This is a genomic window from Microcoleus sp. PH2017_34_RAT_O_A (genome assembly GCF_020737885.1).
GTDB lineage: Bacteria > Cyanobacteriota > Cyanobacteriia > Cyanobacteriales > Microcoleaceae > Microcoleus.
Genome location: NZ_JAEQDD010000009.1, coordinates 1 through 18,745, shown reverse-complemented (window position 1 = coordinate 18,745; position 18,745 = coordinate 1). Strand labels below are relative to the sequence as shown.

At 44.7% G+C, this 18,745-nt stretch carries 19 protein-coding genes; 13 read left to right on the top strand and 6 right to left on the bottom strand.

Going from position 1 to position 18,745, the window contains the following annotated elements:
• Positions 1 to 76 precede the first annotated feature (76 nt).
• Complete coding sequence (locus JGK11_RS05190; RefSeq protein ID WP_293197502.1) at positions 77 to 703, top strand: HEAT repeat domain-containing protein; 627 nt, start codon at positions 77 to 79, stop codon at positions 701 to 703.
• On the opposite strand, the gene JGK11_RS05185 is transcribed toward JGK11_RS05190, so the two are convergent.
• The 3 genes from JGK11_RS05185 to JGK11_RS05175 all read right to left on the bottom strand — a co-directional run bounded on the left by JGK11_RS05185 (position 692) and on the right by JGK11_RS05175 (position 2,733).
• On the bottom strand, positions 692 to 985 hold the full coding sequence (locus JGK11_RS05185) for a DUF2103 domain-containing protein (RefSeq protein ID WP_293197500.1): 294 nt from the start codon (positions 983 to 985) through the stop codon (positions 692 to 694). The two genes, JGK11_RS05190 and JGK11_RS05185, sit on opposite strands and share 12 nt — an antisense overlap.
• Positions 986 to 1,084: 99 nt before the next feature.
• Positions 1,085 to 1,555, bottom strand: coding sequence for a response regulator (locus JGK11_RS05180; protein WP_293197498.1), 471 nt, complete (start codon positions 1,553 to 1,555; stop codon positions 1,085 to 1,087).
• Between the two features lie 704 nt (positions 1,556 to 2,259).
• Positions 2,260 to 2,733: a MarR family transcriptional regulator gene (locus tag JGK11_RS05175; protein ID WP_293197497.1), complete on the bottom strand. Its 474-nt coding sequence runs from the start codon at positions 2,731 to 2,733 to the stop codon at positions 2,260 to 2,262.
• A gap of 169 nt (positions 2,734 to 2,902) precedes the next feature.
• On the opposite strand from JGK11_RS05175, the gene JGK11_RS05170 reads away from it, so the two are divergent.
• From JGK11_RS05170 to JGK11_RS05155, 4 genes are all read left to right on the top strand, one after another.
• Complete coding sequence (locus JGK11_RS05170) at positions 2,903 to 4,291, top strand: HlyD family efflux transporter periplasmic adaptor subunit (protein WP_293197496.1); 1,389 nt, start codon at positions 2,903 to 2,905, stop codon at positions 4,289 to 4,291.
• A 37-nt stretch (positions 4,292 to 4,328) separates the two neighbouring features.
• Positions 4,329 to 5,495, top strand: coding sequence for an ABC transporter permease DevC (gene devC / locus JGK11_RS05165; protein ID WP_293197495.1), 1,167 nt, complete (start codon positions 4,329 to 4,331; stop codon positions 5,493 to 5,495).
• Positions 5,496 to 5,616: 121 nt separating this feature from the next.
• A complete protein-coding gene (locus JGK11_RS05160; RefSeq protein WP_293197508.1) occupies positions 5,617 to 6,348 on the top strand; it encodes a DevA family ABC transporter ATP-binding protein in 732 nt (243 codons plus the stop codon).
• 220 nt (positions 6,349 to 6,568) lie between these two features.
• Positions 6,569 to 6,895: an antibiotic biosynthesis monooxygenase gene (locus tag JGK11_RS05155; protein ID WP_293206906.1), complete on the top strand. Its 327-nt coding sequence runs from the start codon at positions 6,569 to 6,571 to the stop codon at positions 6,893 to 6,895.
• Here JGK11_RS05155 and cas6 read toward each other — a convergent pair whose 3' ends face one another.
• Positions 6,896 to 7,777, bottom strand: a complete 882-nt coding sequence (gene cas6, locus JGK11_RS05150) for a CRISPR-associated endoribonuclease Cas6 (RefSeq protein WP_293197493.1) — start codon at positions 7,775 to 7,777, stop codon at positions 6,896 to 6,898.
• Positions 7,778 to 8,308: 531 nt separating this feature from the next.
• Between cas6 and JGK11_RS05145 the strand changes: the two genes are divergently transcribed.
• From JGK11_RS05145 to JGK11_RS05130, 4 genes are all read left to right on the top strand, one after another.
• Positions 8,309 to 9,025 (top strand): MFS transporter, encoded by a 717-nt coding sequence (locus JGK11_RS05145; protein WP_293197492.1) that lies wholly within the window; start codon positions 8,309 to 8,311, stop codon positions 9,023 to 9,025.
• A gap of 55 nt (positions 9,026 to 9,080) precedes the next feature.
• The gene (locus tag JGK11_RS05140; protein WP_293184125.1) at positions 9,081 to 10,208 is read left to right on the top strand and encodes a transposase; all 1,128 of its coding nucleotides are present in this window, start codon (positions 9,081 to 9,083) and stop codon (positions 10,206 to 10,208) included.
• A gap of 40 nt (positions 10,209 to 10,248) precedes the next feature.
• Entirely contained in the window at positions 10,249 to 10,734 is a 486-nt protein-coding gene (locus JGK11_RS05135) for an MFS transporter (RefSeq protein ID WP_293197490.1), read from the top strand.
• 774 nt (positions 10,735 to 11,508) lie between these two features.
• Positions 11,509 to 12,276 carry a glucose 1-dehydrogenase gene (locus JGK11_RS05130; protein ID WP_293189848.1) on the top strand — a complete coding sequence of 256 codons (768 nt, stop codon included), beginning with the start codon at positions 11,509 to 11,511 and terminating at the stop codon, positions 12,274 to 12,276.
• Positions 12,277 to 12,715: 439 nt separating this feature from the next.
• Here JGK11_RS05130 and JGK11_RS05125 read toward each other — a convergent pair whose 3' ends face one another.
• On the bottom strand, positions 12,716 to 13,798 hold the full coding sequence (locus JGK11_RS05125; protein ID WP_293184119.1) for a class I fructose-bisphosphate aldolase: 1,083 nt from the start codon (positions 13,796 to 13,798) through the stop codon (positions 12,716 to 12,718).
• Between JGK11_RS05125 and JGK11_RS05120 the strand changes: the two genes are divergently transcribed.
• The 4 genes from JGK11_RS05120 to JGK11_RS05105 all read left to right on the top strand — a co-directional run bounded on the left by JGK11_RS05120 (position 13,797) and on the right by JGK11_RS05105 (position 17,761).
• Positions 13,797 to 14,045 (top strand): hypothetical protein, encoded by a 249-nt coding sequence (locus tag JGK11_RS05120; protein WP_293202859.1) that lies wholly within the window; start codon positions 13,797 to 13,799, stop codon positions 14,043 to 14,045. The two genes, JGK11_RS05125 and JGK11_RS05120, sit on opposite strands and share 2 nt — an antisense overlap.
• Positions 14,026 to 16,644, top strand: a complete 2,619-nt coding sequence (locus JGK11_RS05115; RefSeq protein ID WP_293189849.1) for a M1 family metallopeptidase — start codon at positions 14,026 to 14,028, stop codon at positions 16,642 to 16,644. Before JGK11_RS05120 ends, JGK11_RS05115 begins: the two co-directional genes overlap by 20 nt.
• 143 nt (positions 16,645 to 16,787) lie before the next feature.
• The gene (locus tag JGK11_RS05110) at positions 16,788 to 17,144 is read left to right on the top strand and encodes a hypothetical protein (RefSeq protein ID WP_293210855.1); all 357 of its coding nucleotides are present in this window, start codon (positions 16,788 to 16,790) and stop codon (positions 17,142 to 17,144) included.
• Positions 17,145 to 17,344: 200 nt separating this feature from the next.
• A complete protein-coding gene (locus JGK11_RS05105) occupies positions 17,345 to 17,761 on the top strand; it encodes an NUDIX hydrolase (protein WP_293184117.1) in 417 nt (138 codons plus the stop codon).
• 251 nt (positions 17,762 to 18,012) lie between these two features.
• Here JGK11_RS05105 and JGK11_RS05100 read toward each other — a convergent pair whose 3' ends face one another.
• Entirely contained in the window at positions 18,013 to 18,495 is a 483-nt protein-coding gene (locus tag JGK11_RS05100; RefSeq protein WP_293210853.1) for a hypothetical protein, read from the bottom strand.
• Positions 18,496 to 18,745 lie beyond the last annotated feature (250 nt).

The following is an 18,745-nucleotide window of genomic DNA, read 5'->3' as shown; positions in this document are numbered from 1 at the left end:
CCCACGCAACAAAAAGTTCGATCGCGCGATCGACCCAACATACAATTACAATGGTCACGGTAAATACTATAAATAAATGGCATTAGAACTAATTCGCGCCGTCGAACAAGCAGATTCTTCCGAAGGCTTGTTAAACGCAGTCAAAGCACTGGCGGCTGCTGACTCAAAAGCAGCAATTCCTACCTTAATTACAGTCCTCGGCTACAACAACCCAGGTGCCGCCGTGGCCGCCGTTGACGGACTAATTCAACTCGGAGAACCTGCGGTGCTGCCGCTGCTAGAACAGCTTGACGGCTACAATTACGGAGCGAGAGCTTGGGCTGTTCGGGCTTTGGCGGGAATTGGCGATCCTAGGGGTTTAGAGATTTTGCTGGATGCGGCGGCGAATGACTTTGCTTTGAGCGTGCGGCGGGCGGCGGCTAGGGGTTTGGGGACGATTTGCTGGGAATTGATGCCGACAGAACAAGTTTTAGAGGCTCAAAATCGCACTGTGAAAACGCTGCTGCAAGCGTCCCGAGATCCGGAATGGGTGGTTCGCTACGCAGCGGCGGGAGGTTTGCAAGCTTTGGCTGGTGCTGCGACTGTTAAACCGGATTGGTTAGCGGAAGTTTCGGCAAAACTTGAGGAAATAGCCCAAAGCGATGAAACTTTGGCAGTTAGAGCCCGGGCTTTGCTTGCTAAGGAAAAATTGTCATTTGGCTAGGGTTTGGGCGATCGTCTCTTCCAAGTCCCTTTGTGTGAGAGTGGTTAATATAAAGACTTCTTGTACGGTTTTGCCCTGTCTGGCAATGATTTTAAATCCCCCGCGAATGGGCACTGACACTCTTAATGTCATGTGGGGGATGTGTCCTTTAACTTTGTTAATGACACCTGGGGTAACGGTTTGAATGCCCATTCTGAGAGTCAGGCGCTCTAAAATTGGTATCAAACCGGGAAGGTGGGTAGAGTGATTCCAAACTAGGCGGCCTTTGGGTTGTGCCTTCATGACTTTTTTACCAAATCAACATACCCAGTCTAAGTCACCTCCGGCTGGAACCAATTTGATATTCCCTGAATTTATGTATCAGTAATGTTACTGCGGGCGTCATTGGGAGCAAAGCGATGCAATCTCAAAGCGAGATTTTTGATTCCTGGCGCGCGAGCTGAGATTTGAGCGCGCGGAATTGTCTTGTATTTTTTGATATTTTGGGTTGGTAACTGTCGGTTTTTCTAGTTGAGTTGCGATCGCCCCGAGGATTTCTGTCATGCTGCAAGGTTTCTTGAGATAGCCGTCTGCTTTGAGTTCGAGGGCTTTTTCCATTTCGGAGGCTGTCAGAAAAATAAACGGAATGCTGGCGGTTACAGGGTGCGATCGCAAAATCGCGAAAACTTCAAAGCCGTTGAATTCCGGCATCATGACATCAGACAAGATTAGATCGGGAATTTGGGCGATCGCTAACTCGACACCAAGTTTTCCGTTTTCGGCGCCGACAGCTTCAAAATCGCCCAAGTTCAGAATTTCTAAAACGGTTTCTCGGATTAAGTTATTGTCTTCAATTACTAATATTTTTGGCATTTGTTGGGTCTGGCTATTTATTTTGTTTGTATTTCTATGTGATAATTTTCCCAGATGGCTGTTAATAAATTCAATAGGGTTATTGCAAAAAACCGTTTTTTATGGGTTAAGTGCTCTCTCGTCTCCGCTGGTATCGCAAGTGTTAAAAATCTCCGGTAAAACTCTGCCATTGAAACCGTTAGAGAGTCAAAGTCTCCTCCCATCAGAGGGAGACTAAAGAATCAAGAGGATACCAAAACAGTAATTAGTATCATTTGTTACACGGTATCTAAGTTCTATAAAAATTGTTCAGTCGCGCGGCGGATTAAGTTTTTTTCAAAAATAATTGGTTGAAAGCCTCTCCCTTTGAGGGAGAAATAAAAATCAGACTATTCATTACTCGAATCCTCGGACTTCTAGGTAGAGGTCGCTCTCAAACTGTCAACTGTCAACTGTCAACTGTCAACTGTTGAACAAATCCTGGTTTACTACCAGGCGAGCATCGAGAATCTCACTTTTGTAAAAAAATACAAAACTGAGATGCTCCGACTACTGAACGCTGATTTTTCTCCTCTCTCTATTCAACAATAGAGGGGTTTTTAACCCGGATTTTGCACTAAGCTGTTGTGCATTTAAATTGTATATTTCGAGTACCGAACAACAATCGTCAAATCCTGTCCTTATCGGACTCTGAATTACCATACACAATCTAGATGCACAACAGCTTACTCGACTCGATCGGAGTTCGCGTTAGCCGTGCAGCGGCGAAGATAATCGTTGAAATGCTCTTGTTCTTCGCTGCTAAAGTCGGACAAGATTTGTGCTTCAATCTCATTGGCAATACGATCGCCCTCGCGCAGCAGTGCTTCACCACTCGGGGTAATGTAGCTTTTGACCGATCGACCCCGCGAAGGTGCGCGGCGAAAAATTAGCCCTGCTTGTTCCAAACGTTGCAACATGGTTGCTACCGCTTGGGGACTCACGCGGGCAAAGCGGGCGATGTCCGCACCGTTTGCCCCCGGATGTTCCCGCAAAATTCGCAGCGTGTCCCACTGCGGCCCGCTCAGCCCGTAGGCCGAGAGCCTTGTCTCGAAAGCAGCGTTAACTGCCCAGTAGCTTTGCAGAAAATTGATGATTGTGGACTTATTGGAGGATTGATTCACTTCGACTTCGTGCTTGAGGCAAGCTGTGACGGGCATTTATCTTACATTCTGACTTTTTTTGCACAAAGTTTCTGATTCTGGTTGCATATCTCAATATGTTGATATATGATGGCAAATATCAACATATTGAGATACGTCGAGTTCCTGTTAAGGCTGCATTCCGCGCGCAGATGCCGCCTGAGGATTGCTCGCAACCAGAATCCACATGAACCTTAACTTACTGTCAAAGTCAAGTAGATGGACGATCGCCCCAATCTTAGCCGCGATTGCGATTACAGGCGGAGGGGCTTTCTATGCAATCCAGCAGTTTGGGCCGACGAGTAAACCCTCTGAATTAGCACCGACGCTTCCCATCCCGAAGCAAGTTGTGACTTTGGGGCGTTTAGAACCGGTGGGCGAAGTAATTCGCGTGTCGGTACCAGCGGTGATGAGCAACGATCGCATATCTCAACTGCTGGTGCAGCGGGGCGATCGGGTTGAGGCCGATCGGGCGATCGCAGTTATGGACTCGCGCGATCGGCTGGAAGATGAAGTGCAACAAGCCAAAGAACAAGTTAATATCGCTCGCGCAAAGCTAGCTCAAGTTAAAGCAGGAGCGAAACCGGGCGAAATTGCAGCGCGGCGGGCAACGGTTTCTCGCTTGCAAGCAGAACTTGCAGGACAAATTAGCGCTCAGCGAGCCGAAATTGCTCGTTTGACGGCTCAATTGGAAGGGGAAAGTACGGCTCAGGAAGCGGCGATCGATCGCTTGCGAGCCGAACTGCAAGGACAGAAACAAGCTTTGAAGGCAACAGTCGATCGAGTTGGGGCGGAGACGCGAAATGCTCGATCGGACTTGCAGCGCTACGAATCGCTGTACCGAGAAGGCGCTGTTTCTAGTCAAGAAGTCGATCGCAAACGCCTGAGTGCGGAAACTTCCGCGCAACAATTTTTGGAAAGTCAAGCAAATCGATCGAGGGCGATCGCAACTTTGGCAGAACAAATTAATGAAGCCAAAGCCAACCGAGACAAAACAATCGCAACTTTGGCAGAACAAATTAATGAAGCCAAAGCCAACCGAGACAAAACAATCGCAACTTTGGCAGAACAAATTAACGAAGCCAAAGCAACGCTTTCACAAACAGCAGAAGTTCGCTTCACCGACGTACAAGCAGCAGCAGCAGAAGTTAGCAACGCTCGTGCCTCTCTCAAACGCGCTGAAACTTCCTTAACAAAAGCCTACATCCGCACTCCCGCAGCAGGTCGCATTCTCGAAATTTACGCCAAACCGGGAGAAGTTGTTGGCTCAAAAGGTATCGCCGATTTGGGTCAAACCGATCGAATGCAAGTAGTTGCAGAAGTCTATCAAACTGATATCAGCAAAATTCGTACTGGTCAAAAAGTTATTATTACCAGTCAATCATTCAGTGGTGAAATATCTGGAATAGTTAGACAAATTGGACTGCAAGTTACTCAGCAAGAAATTAGCAGCAATACACCTGGAGAGAATCTAGACCGTCGAGTAGTAGAAGTCAGAATTAACCTGAATGCTGAAGGTAGTAAGCGAGTTGCAGATTTGACTAACTTGCAAGTTCAGGTAGCCATTGATTTTTAGCTTTTCCATGAATATCAACTCATCAACTTTAACAAAAATGCTAAAATCTTTTCGCAGAACACCCCTAGCATGGCTTCAGGTCAAACGAGAAAAACAGCGACTTGCTGTAGCCTTGGCAGGAATTGCTTTTGCTGATGTCTTGATGTTTGTCCAACTCGGACTCAATGATACACTCTACGAATCTGCCGCTAGCATTCAAAACCTATTACACGGCGATTTATTCCTAATCAATCCCATATCTGAAACCGTAGTATCACTGAAATCTTTTCCCAAAGAACGGCTATATCAAGCAGCAGGCTTTGAGGCCGTCAAATCAATCAATCACGTATACATGGGTAGCTCTCAATGGCAAAATCCCGAACAAAAAGAACAGGAACGCATAGTTTTAACTATTGGATTAGACCCAGCAAAATCAGCATTTAACTTACCAGAAGTAAATCAGCAAGCCGATCGAATTAAACCTTTAGATCGAGTGCTTTTTGACAGAGCTAGTCGCGCTGAATTTGGAGATATTACCAGTCTTTTCAAGCAATCCAATCCGCTCTCCGTACAAGTTAATGACAGACAGCTATGGGTTACAGGATTATTTAATCTTGGAGTATCCTTTGGGGCTAGCGGTACTATGTTTGTCAGTGATTCTACTTTTTTACATCTATTTCCCGATCGCAGATCCGATCGAATAGATGTCGGTTTAATCGAATTACAGCCGGGCGCAAACCTCAAGCAACTGCAAGCAGCACTCCGAAACCACTTGCCAGCCGATGTTTTGGTACTGACGCGCACTGAATTTGGCGATCGCGAAAAGAAATATTGGTCTAGCAGTACCCCAACCGGCTTTATTTTTGGATTTGGAACAGTGATTGGTTTTATTGTCGGGATTGTGATTGTTTATCAGATTCTCTATTCCGACGTATCCGATCACTTACCTGAATACGCTACCCTCAAAGCGATGGGCTACAGCGATTCTTACTTAGTTGGTATCCTGATTCAAGAATCTTTGATTCTGGCATTTTTGGGTTTTATACCAGGATTTATTCTTTCATCTGGATTGTATGTGATTGCTGGAATTGCTACCCTATTGCCGATTGGCATGACTTTTAATCGAGCTATTTTAGTGCTGGTTTTAACTATTATCATGTGTACCGTTTCTGGCACTGTTGCTATGGGCAAATTGCAGGGAGCCGATCCGGCTGATATTTTCTGAAATATTCCCACCATCAAAGTGTTTGTATTTAGGAGTTTATTTCTCAGATTCCGGAAATCTGAATTACTCGCTAAAAATTGACTTGTAACTTCATGTATTCTTTCTGAGATTTATCGCAATGATGCAAAATTTAAATCCCTCAAATCAGATTGATGTATCGGCATCAAATAAGCCTGTAATTTCTGCTTGCAACCTAAATCACTACTTTGGCGATGGAGAACTTCGCAAACAGGTTTTATTTGAAATAAATCTCGATATTAATCCAGGTGAAATTGTGATTATGACCGGGCCTTCGGGTTCTGGAAAAACAACTTTACTAACGTTGATGGGAGGTTTGCGATCGGCACAATCTGGTAGCCTGAAAATTCTTGAACAGGAGATTTGCGGTGCAAGCAAGCAGCAAATGATGTATTTGCGGCGCCAGATAGGTTATATTTTTCAGGCACATAACTTGCTGACTTTTTTAACTGCCAAGCAGAACGTCCGAATGTCTCTGGAATTGCACGACGATCGCCTGGGAGAAGATATCGATCGAATGTCTGCTAATATTCTTGAAGAAGTTGGGCTGGGACATCGCATTGATTACTATGCGGACAATCTTTCTGGAGGACAAAAACAGCGCGTAGCCATTGCCAGGGCTTTGGTAAGTCGTCCCAAGATTATTTTAGCTGATGAACCAACTGCTGCACTTGATAAAAAGTCGGGTCGAGATGTGGTAGAAATGATGCAGAAGCTGGCTAAGCAACAGGGTTGCACAATTTTGTTAGTAACGCACGATAACCGGATTTTAGATATTGCCGATCGCATTGTTCTAATGGAAGATGGTCGTCTGACCAAAGATAATGCTTTGTAAAGTTACTATTCACAAACTTCTGGCGATCGGGTAGAATACAGCTTAATACCGTTCAGTTAAGGCCGATCGCCCCTAACTCCCCTCAAAAAGGGTGGGACAAGAACTTGCTCAAAGTCCCGCTACAACCAAGGGTATTGAGGGTATATCCGGGGGAGAAAGAGTGTTAAATGAACTTTATTGATATAACTTGGTATATCACGATTTTTTGAGGAATAAGGATATGTCAGAATTTTTAGACTTTCTCAGACATCAGTTTGCCTACGTTGCCATTGGCGAATTTAAACCAGGAAAATTCAAAGAAGCCGAAGAACTTTTTGGCAAAGCGGTTGCGACTTATGCCACAGGATTTAAGGGAGCATACCTACTGCAATTGCCCAATACAGACAAAGGTATTGCCATCATTTTTTGGGAAAGCGTAGAAGAGATGGCTGCCAATCAAAGCGAAGCTTATCAGCAAATATTGAAGCAGATGACGCCTTTGTTTGCAAAAATTCCCGACACTGATGTTTATGAAATTGTCAGTGAAATTAAGCAGAAAAGTGAATAATTAAAAATTTGGCAATCGGCGCGTCATTCCCATTCCCATCGGCGTCTTGCGCCCGACTCCGCTGTAAAGTGCAAAATCTGCTAAAGCGTTAATTTGCTTGACAGCAAGCGGATTGACATCTCCCATAATTCGGTAACTAACCTCGCCGACGCAACCAATAAATTTACTGCGAGAATCCGTACAAACTTCGGTGCGGATATCGAAGAAACTGGGAAAAATAGCTTCTGTGAAAGTAGATTCGATCGCAATTTCGCTATACTTGTTCCAACGATTTGCCAAACTGCCAAACACACTTTCTCTACTTGGCATCGCACTATCGTACACGCCTTGCCGAAAATTAGTAGGAGTGCAGAAGGTAAACGCAATTTGGCGCTCAGTTTCCGAAGCTTTGTCAAACAATTCGGCGTAACTGGAAAAGTTTACCCACGGCTGGTTTGCAGTGGGTTGGCTGACAATGTTAGTCACGTACAAATCTGTCGGGCCCAGATGCCACGGGCGCTCGAAGTTGAGTTGCTGCCACAGTTGAGTTAGGCGATCGAACAAACCGTCATCCAGCAGAGAAATGCGCCACCAAATCGCTGTATTTTCCCCAATTGCTTGCTTGTGTTCCCACTGTAGGGCCTGCAAAATAGTGCGCGCAGCCGGAGGCAAAACTCTCTTTTGTGGCTGTGGGTTGCTAGTTTTGTAAGTTTCTTTTCTGCTTACTTGGAAAGGGCTTAATGTGAAAGCTTTTTCGTTTGATTGGTCGTGCAGGTACGCGCTCAAATCGCTGTCTACAGCACTCACAAGGTTGAGAAATAAGGCGTGGAGATGCCGTCCCGTTAAAAATTGGGATGGGATTGGTGCAACTGGCAGTAGGTTTAAAATCAGGCTGTGAGGCATCTTTTAATTATATAGCTTTTTTCAAAAAAATAAGTTAGGATTTTAGATTTTAAATTTAAGATTTGTATCTATTCACGATGGTTTATGGTAAGGGCAAGCTAGAAAATATTGCGAAGATTCAATATCCGCCGCTCGCAGTAACTTCTGTAGCAGAATACATTGGTCAAGTAGGATTATAACTGAGGTCTTGCACCATTCCCAATTAGCTTTTTAGGAACGGGCTAGAAGCCCATTCCACAAGAAATCCATTCTTTGTGGAACAGGCATCTTGTCTGTTATTCAGAATGGTACAAGATGTGAGATTATAATCGACTTCAAACCCTAGTCAACCATTTTGAATAGACAGAAATTGCATTATCTCCAAAATACCCTGAAATTATCTGCGCTCATCTGTGTTTACCTGCCTGATATTTGGGGTCGATCTAAGCAGATGGGTGAAAAAAAATCTTGGTATGTAACAATTTGATAGGTCGATCGCAAATGACAAGCAGATCCACACAGATAAAGGCAGATAATTTCCTCTCATAATCTATGAAACCACGCAGCTCTGACACTTTTCTCGTTAAAGCAACCCTGCTGCTAGTCAGCACCCTAACCGTGATGGCAGGAGCCACGATCGCCCCTTCCCTCCCAGCAATGCGGCAGCACTTTTCGGCTGTTCCTAATGCCGATTATTGGGTGAGATTGGTGTTGACAGCCCCAGCTTTGTTTATCGCGATCGGTGCGCCGATTGCCGGAATTGCGATCGATCGCTTTGGGCGCAAAGGCTTGCTGGGTTTATCTGTGTTTCTCTATGGCTTCGCAGGCAGCTCTGGCTTCCTGTTGGATCAAATTGGACTAATTTTGCTGGGACGGATGCTCCTGGGCTTCAGCGTGGCAGGTATTATGACGACTGCAACCACGCTGATTGCTGATTATTACATCGGTGCGGCTCGATCGCAATTCCTGGGATTGCAAGCAGCTTTCATGGGGTTCGGCGGCATGATTTTTCTCACCCTCGGCGGCTATTTGGCCGATCGCAATTGGCGGCAACCGTTTCTAATTTACCTGATGGCGTGGTTGATTCTGCCATTAATTTTGCTGGTACTTCCCGAACCCGATCGCCATCAAGATGCTGTTCAACAAACGGGTGCGATCGCCTCTGAGCCAGTCCCGCGGACGCTGCTACTGACAACCTACGGTATTGCACTGCTTACTCAAATCGTGTTTTACCGAAAAATTGGGTATAAAGCCCCGTCCTTCGCTTGACGGCTTTCTCTTGATTTCTCTTTGAATTTCTCTGAATCTGAGATAAAATACCAGCATGAAAACCCTGAAGTTTAAGCTGTATCAACATAAGCGGAATAGATTTCTCAAACGGTCAATTAACGCCGCCGGAGTTATCTACAACCACTGTATTGCCCTACATAAAAGGTACTACAGAATGTGGGGAAAACACTTAAACTGCTCCAAACTTCAGGCTCATCTAGCCAAACTGCGGAAGCGTAAACCCTTTTGGCAAATAGTAGGCTCTCAAGCAGTGCAGGATATCTGTCAACGCATTGAGAAAGCCTACCAACTATTTTTCAAGCAACATAAAAAGGGGGTAAGACCACCGGGATTCAAAAAAGTTAGAAGATACAAATCCTTCACCCTCAAGCAAGCAGGATACAAATTTCTCTTAGGCAATAGAGTTAGGATTGGAAATCAGGTTTATCAGTATTGGAACTCTAGAGAAATAGAAGGAACAGTCAAAACCTTAACCATTAAGCGCACACCCCTAGGGGAATTATTTATGATGGTGGTTGTTGACCAAGAAATAAGAGAACCCAAAATCAAATCCGAGACGAGTAGAATCGCTGGATTTGATTTTGGCTTGAAAACCTTTCTGACTATTTCAGATGGAACCAAGATTGAATCCCCCCAATTCCTCAAGCAATCCCTAAACCAGATTAAGCAAGCTAGTCGTCAGCACTCAAGGAAAGTCAAAGGTTCAAATAATCGAGAGAAGGCTAGAAAGAATTTAGTTCGTAAGTATGAAGATGTTTCAAATCACCGTACTGACTGGTTCTGGAAACTAGCCCATCACCTGACAGATAAATTTGATATCCTGTGTTTTGAGACTTTGAGCTTGAAAGGAATGCAAAGGTTATGGGGTAGGAAGATATCAGATTTAGCTTTGGGAGAATTTCTCCAGATTTTAGAATGGGTTGCCCAGAAGAAAGGAAAACTCATTGTTTTTATAGATCGATGGTATCCATCTAGCAAAACCTGTTCTTCCTGTGGTCATGTTCTAGAAAATCTGGATTTATCAGTCAGAGAATGGCGTTGTCCATCTTGTCAGTCTGTGAATGGACGAGATGAAAATGCTGCTAGAAATATTTGTGCGGTTGGGGCATCGACCGCTAAGTTAGGTGATGTTAGACAGGTTTTGCCTGCAATTGCTGTTTGACCTTAGAATCCCCGTGCGTTTACGCCGGGGAGTATGTCAAATGATTCCAGTGCAGATTCCGTTTTATCTTCAGCAGTTAATGGGTGCTAATGCTTCGCAAAGTGGATTGGCGATCGCCCTTGCTACTCTCGCTACTTCGATCAGCGCCCTGAGTTATCAACGCCTGAAAGCTCGTTTCACCTTCACGAACATTTATGCGATCGCCTTTGGGTTGATGGGGATTGGTTATCTGGTGATTAGTTGGGCTCGCACCTATGAGATGGTTTTGATTGGTTTGGCGATCGCTGGTTTAGGTGTGGGGTTACTGATGCCAAATATGAACGTATGTTTGACTTCATCAACTCCCGCATCTCTGCGAGGGCGAATTTTGGGCGGACTTACCACCAGCTTTTTCCTAGGTCAATTTATTTCACCGTTTGTGAGTCAACCATTGAGCCAATGGGTAAGTTTAGGAACAACTTATGGTCTAGCAGGTGGATTGATGCTGGCAACCGCAGCAATCACTTTAGGAGTCATGTTCCGGTAGTTTCTAGGCTGTGTATGGCGGGTCGATCGACTGCTCATTTTTTGGGAATTTTGATGCCAACCAAAACTTTTAAAAGTTATTTTTGTAACAATTTTATTCCGATGCTTTCCTGGATATTCTTAAGATTATGGGTCTATCTTTGTGCAAGCAAATATATGTGTAGGGGCGAAGCATGACCGCAGCAAATATGAGAGTATAACTAATAACTTAGATGCGGTCATGCTTCGCCCTCTTCCAAACCCAGATGCACCCAAAAATATCTGCGTCGCTCTGCCTGATATCTGCCAATACGGTTAACTTAAGAACAATCTGACTTGCGAAAAATGCCTGTATTGCCTATCAAATCGCGCTCGGAAATTCGTCAAAAAGCGTTAAGTTAACCGTATTGACATATCTGCGGTTGACCAGCTTTCAAAAAAGCGTGCAATCAGTCTCTTAATTGAAATTAAAATTGCCATGTAAAATCATAGTTTTCTGCTGTTTCGCTGGTTCTCGCTTCCGATCGTGGACGATCGCGCGAATGCCATACTTCGACAAAAATTGATTGAGTTACAACAAGTAATTGTGGCTTGGTTCAACCCACACATCGTACAAGCAGGTTCCTGATACACTATACTATTTGCGTAGCATATTCGCCAGAATCCCCACATGATACCTGTAGCCTGGTTGGTGTCGGGATGGATCGGCAAATTGGTTAGTTTCGCTACATCATACTTGTAGCCAAGTTGGTGTATCCGATGTCACAGTTTTAACTCATTTCTTGAAGAGGTTTTTATGAATAGAGTAGAAGGGAAAGTTGCGGTTGTCACAGGTGGCGCTTCGGGAATTGGTCGGGCGACTTGTCTGTTGCTGGCGAAAGAAGGAGCCTGTGTAGCGGTAACGGATATAGCTGAGAAGGAAGGCAGAGGTTTGGTAGAAGAGATTACCGAAAAAGGCGGAAAAGCAGAATACTGGCATCTAAATGTTACACAAGAAGCGAGCGTTAAACAGGTGGTGTCTGAAGTTCGAGAAAAGTGGGGCAAAATTGACATTTTAGTGAACAATGCAGGGATTGTTGGTATCAATAAACCCACCCACGAAATCGCCGAAGATGAATGGAATTCGTTGATGGCAATAAATGTAAATGGTGTTTTTCTCTGTACTAAACACGTTTTGATTTCGATGCTAGAAACGGGAGGTGGCAGCATTATTAATTTGTCTTCTGTTTACGGATTGGTTGGCGGCCCGGATATGCCTCCTTATCATGCCTCAAAGGGAGCAGTGCGGTTGATGAGCAAAACAGATGCGCTATTGTATGCCAAAAATAAGATTCGGGTTAATTCAGTTCATCCGGCATTTATCTGGACACCGCTGGTAGAGAAGTTGTTGGCCGAACAAGGTGATGTGACTGAAGGACGGAAAATTCTTGATAGCTTACATCCGGTGGGACACGTGGGTGAACCTGATGATGTTGCTTACGGTATTCTTTATCTGGCATCGGATGAATCGAAGTTTGTTACTGGTTCTGAATTGGTAATTGATGGGGGTTATACCGCTCATTGATAGTTGACAGTTGACAGTTGACAGTTGACAGTTGATAGTTGACAGTTGATAGTTGATAGTTGACAGTTGACAGTTGCACAGTTGATAGTTGACAGTTGATAGTTGCACAGTATGGAAATCAGACCGTTTCCTCAACTTTTTTGCTTGAGATTAGAACTGATATCATGTCCGGTAGATTAGCATAACAAAAACGGTTCGTAGTGCGGAATGCGAGTCCGCTCGGCGAAGCATGACCGCATATAAGTTATTAGTTATCATCTCATATTGACTGCGGTCATGCTTCGCCCCTACGGATATATTCGCTTGCATTGAGATGCACCTTGCGGACTAAAGTCCGCACTACGAACCTTGCTTTTATTCTACTGACTCAAGTCCGCACTACGAACCTTATAGCATTGGGTGCGCGGCACGCACCCTAATTTTAGTGTGCTGTGAAGTTTTAGGCGATCGTGATTTCGGGCGACAAATAAACGTCTTGAATGGCGTTAAACAATTTTACGCCTTCTTCAAACGGACGCTGAAAAGTTTTGCGGCCGGAAATTAAGCCGCAGCCGCCTGCGCGTTTGTTGATTACCGCCGTGCGAATTGCTTCGGCAAAATCGGTTTTTCCCGAAGCACCGCCGGAGTTGATTAAACCCATCCTTCCTGCATAACAGTTGAGGACTTGATAGCGGGTTAGATCGATCGGGTGATCCGTCGTCAAATCAGTATAAACCCGCTTGTCGGTTTTGCCGTAACTGTGACCGCTAGCTTTAGCAACAGCTTCGTAACCGTTGTTGCACTCCGGCAATTTTTGCTTGATAATGTCAGCTTGAATTGTCACTCCCAAGTGATTTGCTTGCCCGGTCAAATCAGCGGCTGTGTGATAATCTTTGTCTTGTTTGAAGATATCATTGCGGAGGTAGCACCACAGAATTGTTGCCATTCCGTACTCGTGAGCGTGGGCAAAAGCTTGACTCACTTCTTGGATTTGCCTGGTCGATTCCGGGGAACCAAAATAAATTGTGGCTCCGACTGCAACGGCTCCCAAATTCCAAGCTTGTTCGACGGAAGCAAACATTATTTGGTCGGATTGATTGGGATAAGTTAGCAGTTCGTTGTGATTGAGTTTGAGAATGAAAGGGATTTTGTGCGCGTATTTGCGAGATACGCTTCCTAATACTCCAAGAGTTGTCGCGACAGCATTGCATCCTGCGGAGATTGCTAGTCTGATGATGTTTTCGCTGTCAAAATAGATGGGATTTGGTGCAAAAGAAGCGGCCGCTGAGTGTTCGATTCCTTGGTCTACTGGCAGGATTGATAAATAGCCGGTATTTGCCAAGCGTCCGCTAGAATATAGTTGCTGGAGCGATCGCAAAACTTGAGGAGAGCGATCGGTTTGAGCGAAAATGCGATCGACCCAATCCGGGCCCGGCAGGTGCAACAAATCTTTAGAAATTTTTGCTTGATGGGTGAGCAAGTCTTCGGCTTCGTCGCCTAGCCAAGATTCGATCGCACTGGGAACTGATAGTGTAGCTGTCATGCAGATTTACCCTCTCAATTTCAATGGCAGGCTGATGATTGCAGACATTAGCCTTACTGATATTGTAACTGAAAAATCTTTTTTTCCATCCTGGCAACGATCGCCTGAATTTTTAACAACATTAGCGACAACAGCAACTAGGACGCGCTACTCTGTAATTAAGCTGGCAGTTCCGCCCGATAGCTGCTGCCTGCGATCGCCGATCGACTCACAACTCCTCCATCACAATGTCACACACTTACTTTGATTCTGAAAACAGCCACAAATCCTTCGAGATGCCCGGTGCTAGGCCCCACTACAACCCAGATCGCCCCGGACAAGTAGAGCATATTTTCCTCGATTTAGTCCTCGATATTCCCAAACAAAGTTTTCGCGGCACTTGCAGCATCCGCATAAATCCAGTCCGCAGCGGTATTGACAAATTAACCTTAGATGCTGTCAACCTGAACATTAAATCTGTCAAAGTCGGGGAAACCGAGCAGAATTTTGACAGCGACGGCGAAGTGCTGCAAATTCAACTGCACGAACCAACAACAGCTTACGAACCGATTACAATTGCGATCGCATACTCGGTCGAAAAACCCCAGCGCGGCCTCTATTTTGTCGGGCCAGACAAACACTATCCCGACAAACCAACACAAGTTTGGACTCAAGGCGAAGACGAAGATTCTCGCTTCTGGTTTCCCTGTTTCGACTATCCCGGACAGTTGGCAACTTCCGAAATTCGCGTGCAAGTTCCCAGACAACTTTTTGCAATATCCAACGGCGAATTAGTTAGCACAAAAAACGATGGCGACGACAAGATTTATCACTGGTCGCAAACCCAAATCCACCCGACATATTTAATGACCTTAGCAGTCGGAGATTTTGCTGAAATCAAAGATGAATGGAACGGCAAACCAGTTAATTATTACGTGGAAAAAGGCCGCGAAGCTGACGGTAAGCGCAGCATGGGCAAAACGCCGAAAATGATTGAATTTTTCTCTAAAGCATTTGGCTATCCTTACCCTTTTCCTAAATACGCTCAAGTCTGCGTCGATGATTTCATCTTCGGCGGCATGGAAAATACTTCGACAACTTTGCTAACAGATAGGTGCTTGTTAGATGAACGCGCCAGCCTGGACAATCGCGGTACAGAAAGCTTGGTCGCCCACGAATTAGCTCACCAATGGTTCGGCGATTTAGTCGTAATTAAACATTGGTCTCATGCTTGGATCAAAGAAGGCATGGCTTCCTATTGTGAGGTGTTGTGGACTGACCAAGAATACGGCAAAGAAGATGCGGCTTATTATATGTTAGGTGAAGCCCGCAATTATTTAGCTGAAGACAGTTCTCGCTACCGCCGCCCGATGGTGACTCACGTTTACCGCGAAGCGATTGAATTGTACGATCGCCATTTGTACGAAAAAGGCGCTTGCGTGTATCACATGATCCGCGCCGAGTTGGGCGACGAACTATTTTACAAAGCAATTCACACTTTTGTGCGCGATAACGCTCACCAAACTGTGGAAACGATCGATTTGCTAAGGGCGATCGAAAAAGCTACCGGTCGCAATCTGACATTTTTGTTTGACCAGTACGTTTATCGTGGCGGTCATCCAGATTACAAAGTTGCTTATTCCTGGGACGGCGACAGCAAATTAGCCAAGGTTACTATTACCCAAACTCAGGTAAAAGACAACAAAAATGGTAACGGGAACAGCAAAGATGTCTTTGACCTAAAAATTCCGCTCGGCTTCGGTTACAAACCAGAAAAAGATGCAGATGAGCGAAATGCTGCTAATATAAAAACTTTCACGGTTCGAGTTCACGAACGCGAGCAAAGTTTCTATTTTCCCCTAGAAGATAAGCCCGCATATATCAGTTTTGATGTCGGCAATAAATACCTAAAAACAGTTGCTCTAGAGTATGGAGTTGCCGAACTTAAAGCTCAGTTACAGTTCGATCCAGACCCGGTTTCTAGGATTTACGCCGCCCACGCTTTGGCGAAAAAGGGAGGCTTGGAAGCTGTGAAAGCGCTGTCAGAAGTTCTCAAAAAAGAGCCGTTTTGGGCTGTGCGGGCGGAAGTAGCCGGTCAGTTGGTTGATATTAAACTCGACCAAGCTTTTGATGGTTTAGTAACTGGTTTGAAGGATAAAGATGCTCGGGTGCGCCGTGCGGTGGTGAATGCGCTGGGTAAAATCAAGACTCACGAGACTTATAAGGCGCTGAGGTCGATCGTTGAAAAAGGCGATGACAGCTATTATGTAGAAGCGGCCGCAGCGAGTGCTATGGGTTCGATCGCAGGGGCGAATCCCGACGAAAAACCCACGGACGAACAGGTACTCAAAGAGTTAAAATTGGTTTTGAAAGAGCGCGAGGGCTGGAATGAGGTTGTGCGATCGGGTGCTATTTCCGGTTTGGCGCAAATGAAAACTTCGGAAGATGCGCTCAACCTGATTTTGAAATACACAGCCGTCGGTACTCCGCAAGCTTTGCGCTTGGCTGCAATTCGCTCTTTGGGGACAATTTCGACAGGTCAAACTAAGCTCAATTTGGAACGGATTTTGCATCGATTGGCAGAACTTTCTAAAGAGACTTTTTTCTTGACTCAAGTATCTGTTGTTGTCGGTTTAGGACAGATGGAAACTCGCAAAGCTATCAGAATTTTACGTTCTTTAGCTGACCAAACTCCAGACGGCCGCGTCCGCATGATGGCTGATGAAGCTGTGCAAAGAGTGCAGAAAAATGCTGGTTCTGATGCGGCGGTGAAGCAGTTGCGCGAGGAGTTAGATCAGGTTAAAAAGGACAATCAAGATTTGAAGAGTCGGATGGAAAATCTGGAGGCTAAGGCGAAGAAAGATTAGTTCAACAGTTGACAGTTGACCGCTTGACAGTTGACAGTTTGAGAGCGACCTCTACCTAGAAGGAAGAGGATTGGAGTAATGAATAGTCTGATTTTAATTTCTCCCGATCAGGGTTCCGACTTTCAACCAATTCTTTCTGGTCAGTGAATTTTGTAAGGTGCGTCGCTCGCTCGATTGTCGCTACGATCGAGGATTGTTTCGGGCGACGCACCCTACCAGCTAACAGTTACAATAATTCTAGCATTAGGTATCCTGGAAGACATTCTGCCAGTTCAACAGCAGCCATCTATTTTGTGGATGAATTTGCCAAAAGTCTCGAAACGCCGTTAGTTGTGTTGGGTGTAGTTAAAGTTGCGATTGGCGATCGCCCTGTTATTAAAATAATCTTATTTTTTAGCTGTATTGCCTTGAAGTTTGGTATTTTAAGCACAGGTAAAATCCTACATATTTCTATTTCTGACTTAGTTATTGTCTCGACTGAGAGCGCAAATAGAACTTAAGCAATCCCACTCAATAAATAAACCGGGCTTTTTTTATGAAAAAATAGCTTTCAGCAATTATTTTTCATAAAAGGAACTGATTTTGCTGTATCGGTGGGTAAGTTCTAATAGATAATCGGGGTGTATCAACTTTTTTGTTTTGAATCTTCAACTGTCAATCAAGTTGAAGCAGCCTTTGCACCCTAAAGATTGCATAAATCATGAGTACAAGAACTATTGTATTGGTAGAACAATCGGCTGTCATTCCCTACCGCATTCAAAACGGACAAATTGAAGTAATGGTGATTACTTCTTCAACGGGTAAGCGTTGGGTGATTCCTAAAGGGTTAATTGAACCTGATATGACTCCTCAAGATTCCGCCGCTAAGGAAGCTTGGGAAGAAGCAGGTTTGTTGGGTAAGGTGTTCCCTGATTTGCTGGGAACTTATGAGTACCAAAAGTCTGGCTATATTTGTCAGGTAGAAGTATTTTTACTGCAAGTACAAACTGTTCTGGAAAAATGGCCGGAAGCTAGCTGTAGAAAGCGACAGTGGGTAACTATTCCGAAAGCAATTAAGCGGGTTAATGAACCGGAACTTAAACTTATTCTTGCTAATTTACCGAATCGGTTTTGCTGATTAAAAGGTTCGTAGTGAGGACTTTAGTCCTAATTAACTAACTCAAACATAGAGAAAGGTCGGCTCGCATTTGGGCCAAGGTACGTAGTTGCGCTTCAGCGCTCTTTCCTAATCTTATAAAGAGCGCTAAAGCGCAACTACGTACCTAATTTGTCTATCGCACTATACTCGAAAAATCATTATTCCGGTGTAAATGGAAAGGACTGAAGTCCTCACTACAAACCTATGATATCGGTGTGAAAAGTTTTACCTCAAGCGTTAGCTGACAGAAAAGGAAGGCTTTCGGCTAAGTTATCCTTGACTTCAATGCCCTGTTTTCTTCCCCAAAACTGGCTTAAGAAATGAATTTGCCGCAAGCCGACAATTAAATTTAAACCTGGTACAAACATCCACCAAACTGTTAGCGGTTCTTTAATTCCTTCTTGGCGGTACAATTCGTTAACTGTGTTATAAAGTTTGAACTGCACGATGTAAATCCAAGCAATTCCTACGAAGGAAAACCAACCAAACCATCCGGGAACGTCGGGGTCGAATATCCGCAAAGCTTGGGGGATGGCTACTCCTAAAACAAAGGGCAATAAGCAAAGTGTCCCCGACCAACCCTTGCCGTTATAACTCCGCAATTCTTCTTGAATAATCCATTTGTACCAGCCGTAATATAGCAGCAAGCTGACTCCAGATAGCAAGATTACTCGCCACAAAATGCGTGGCTTTCCTAAGGGTTTTTCGGACATTTTTAGATGTAAGATATGACGGCGGTTGAAACCGCGCCTAGACAAACAATGTCCGCCTCCGCGGACTCAAGAAGATAACGTAATTTCAATTACCTAGTCTTCAACCCGCACTCCTCGGGTAAAGTCTCGTGTTGACGCGGTTTCAACCACTTTAGGGACTTCCAAAAAATAAATCGTCCCGGACTGAATGAACTAAACTGAAGCCATGTTGAAACTTACAGACTCACTCAAAGTGTTATTTAAAGAGACA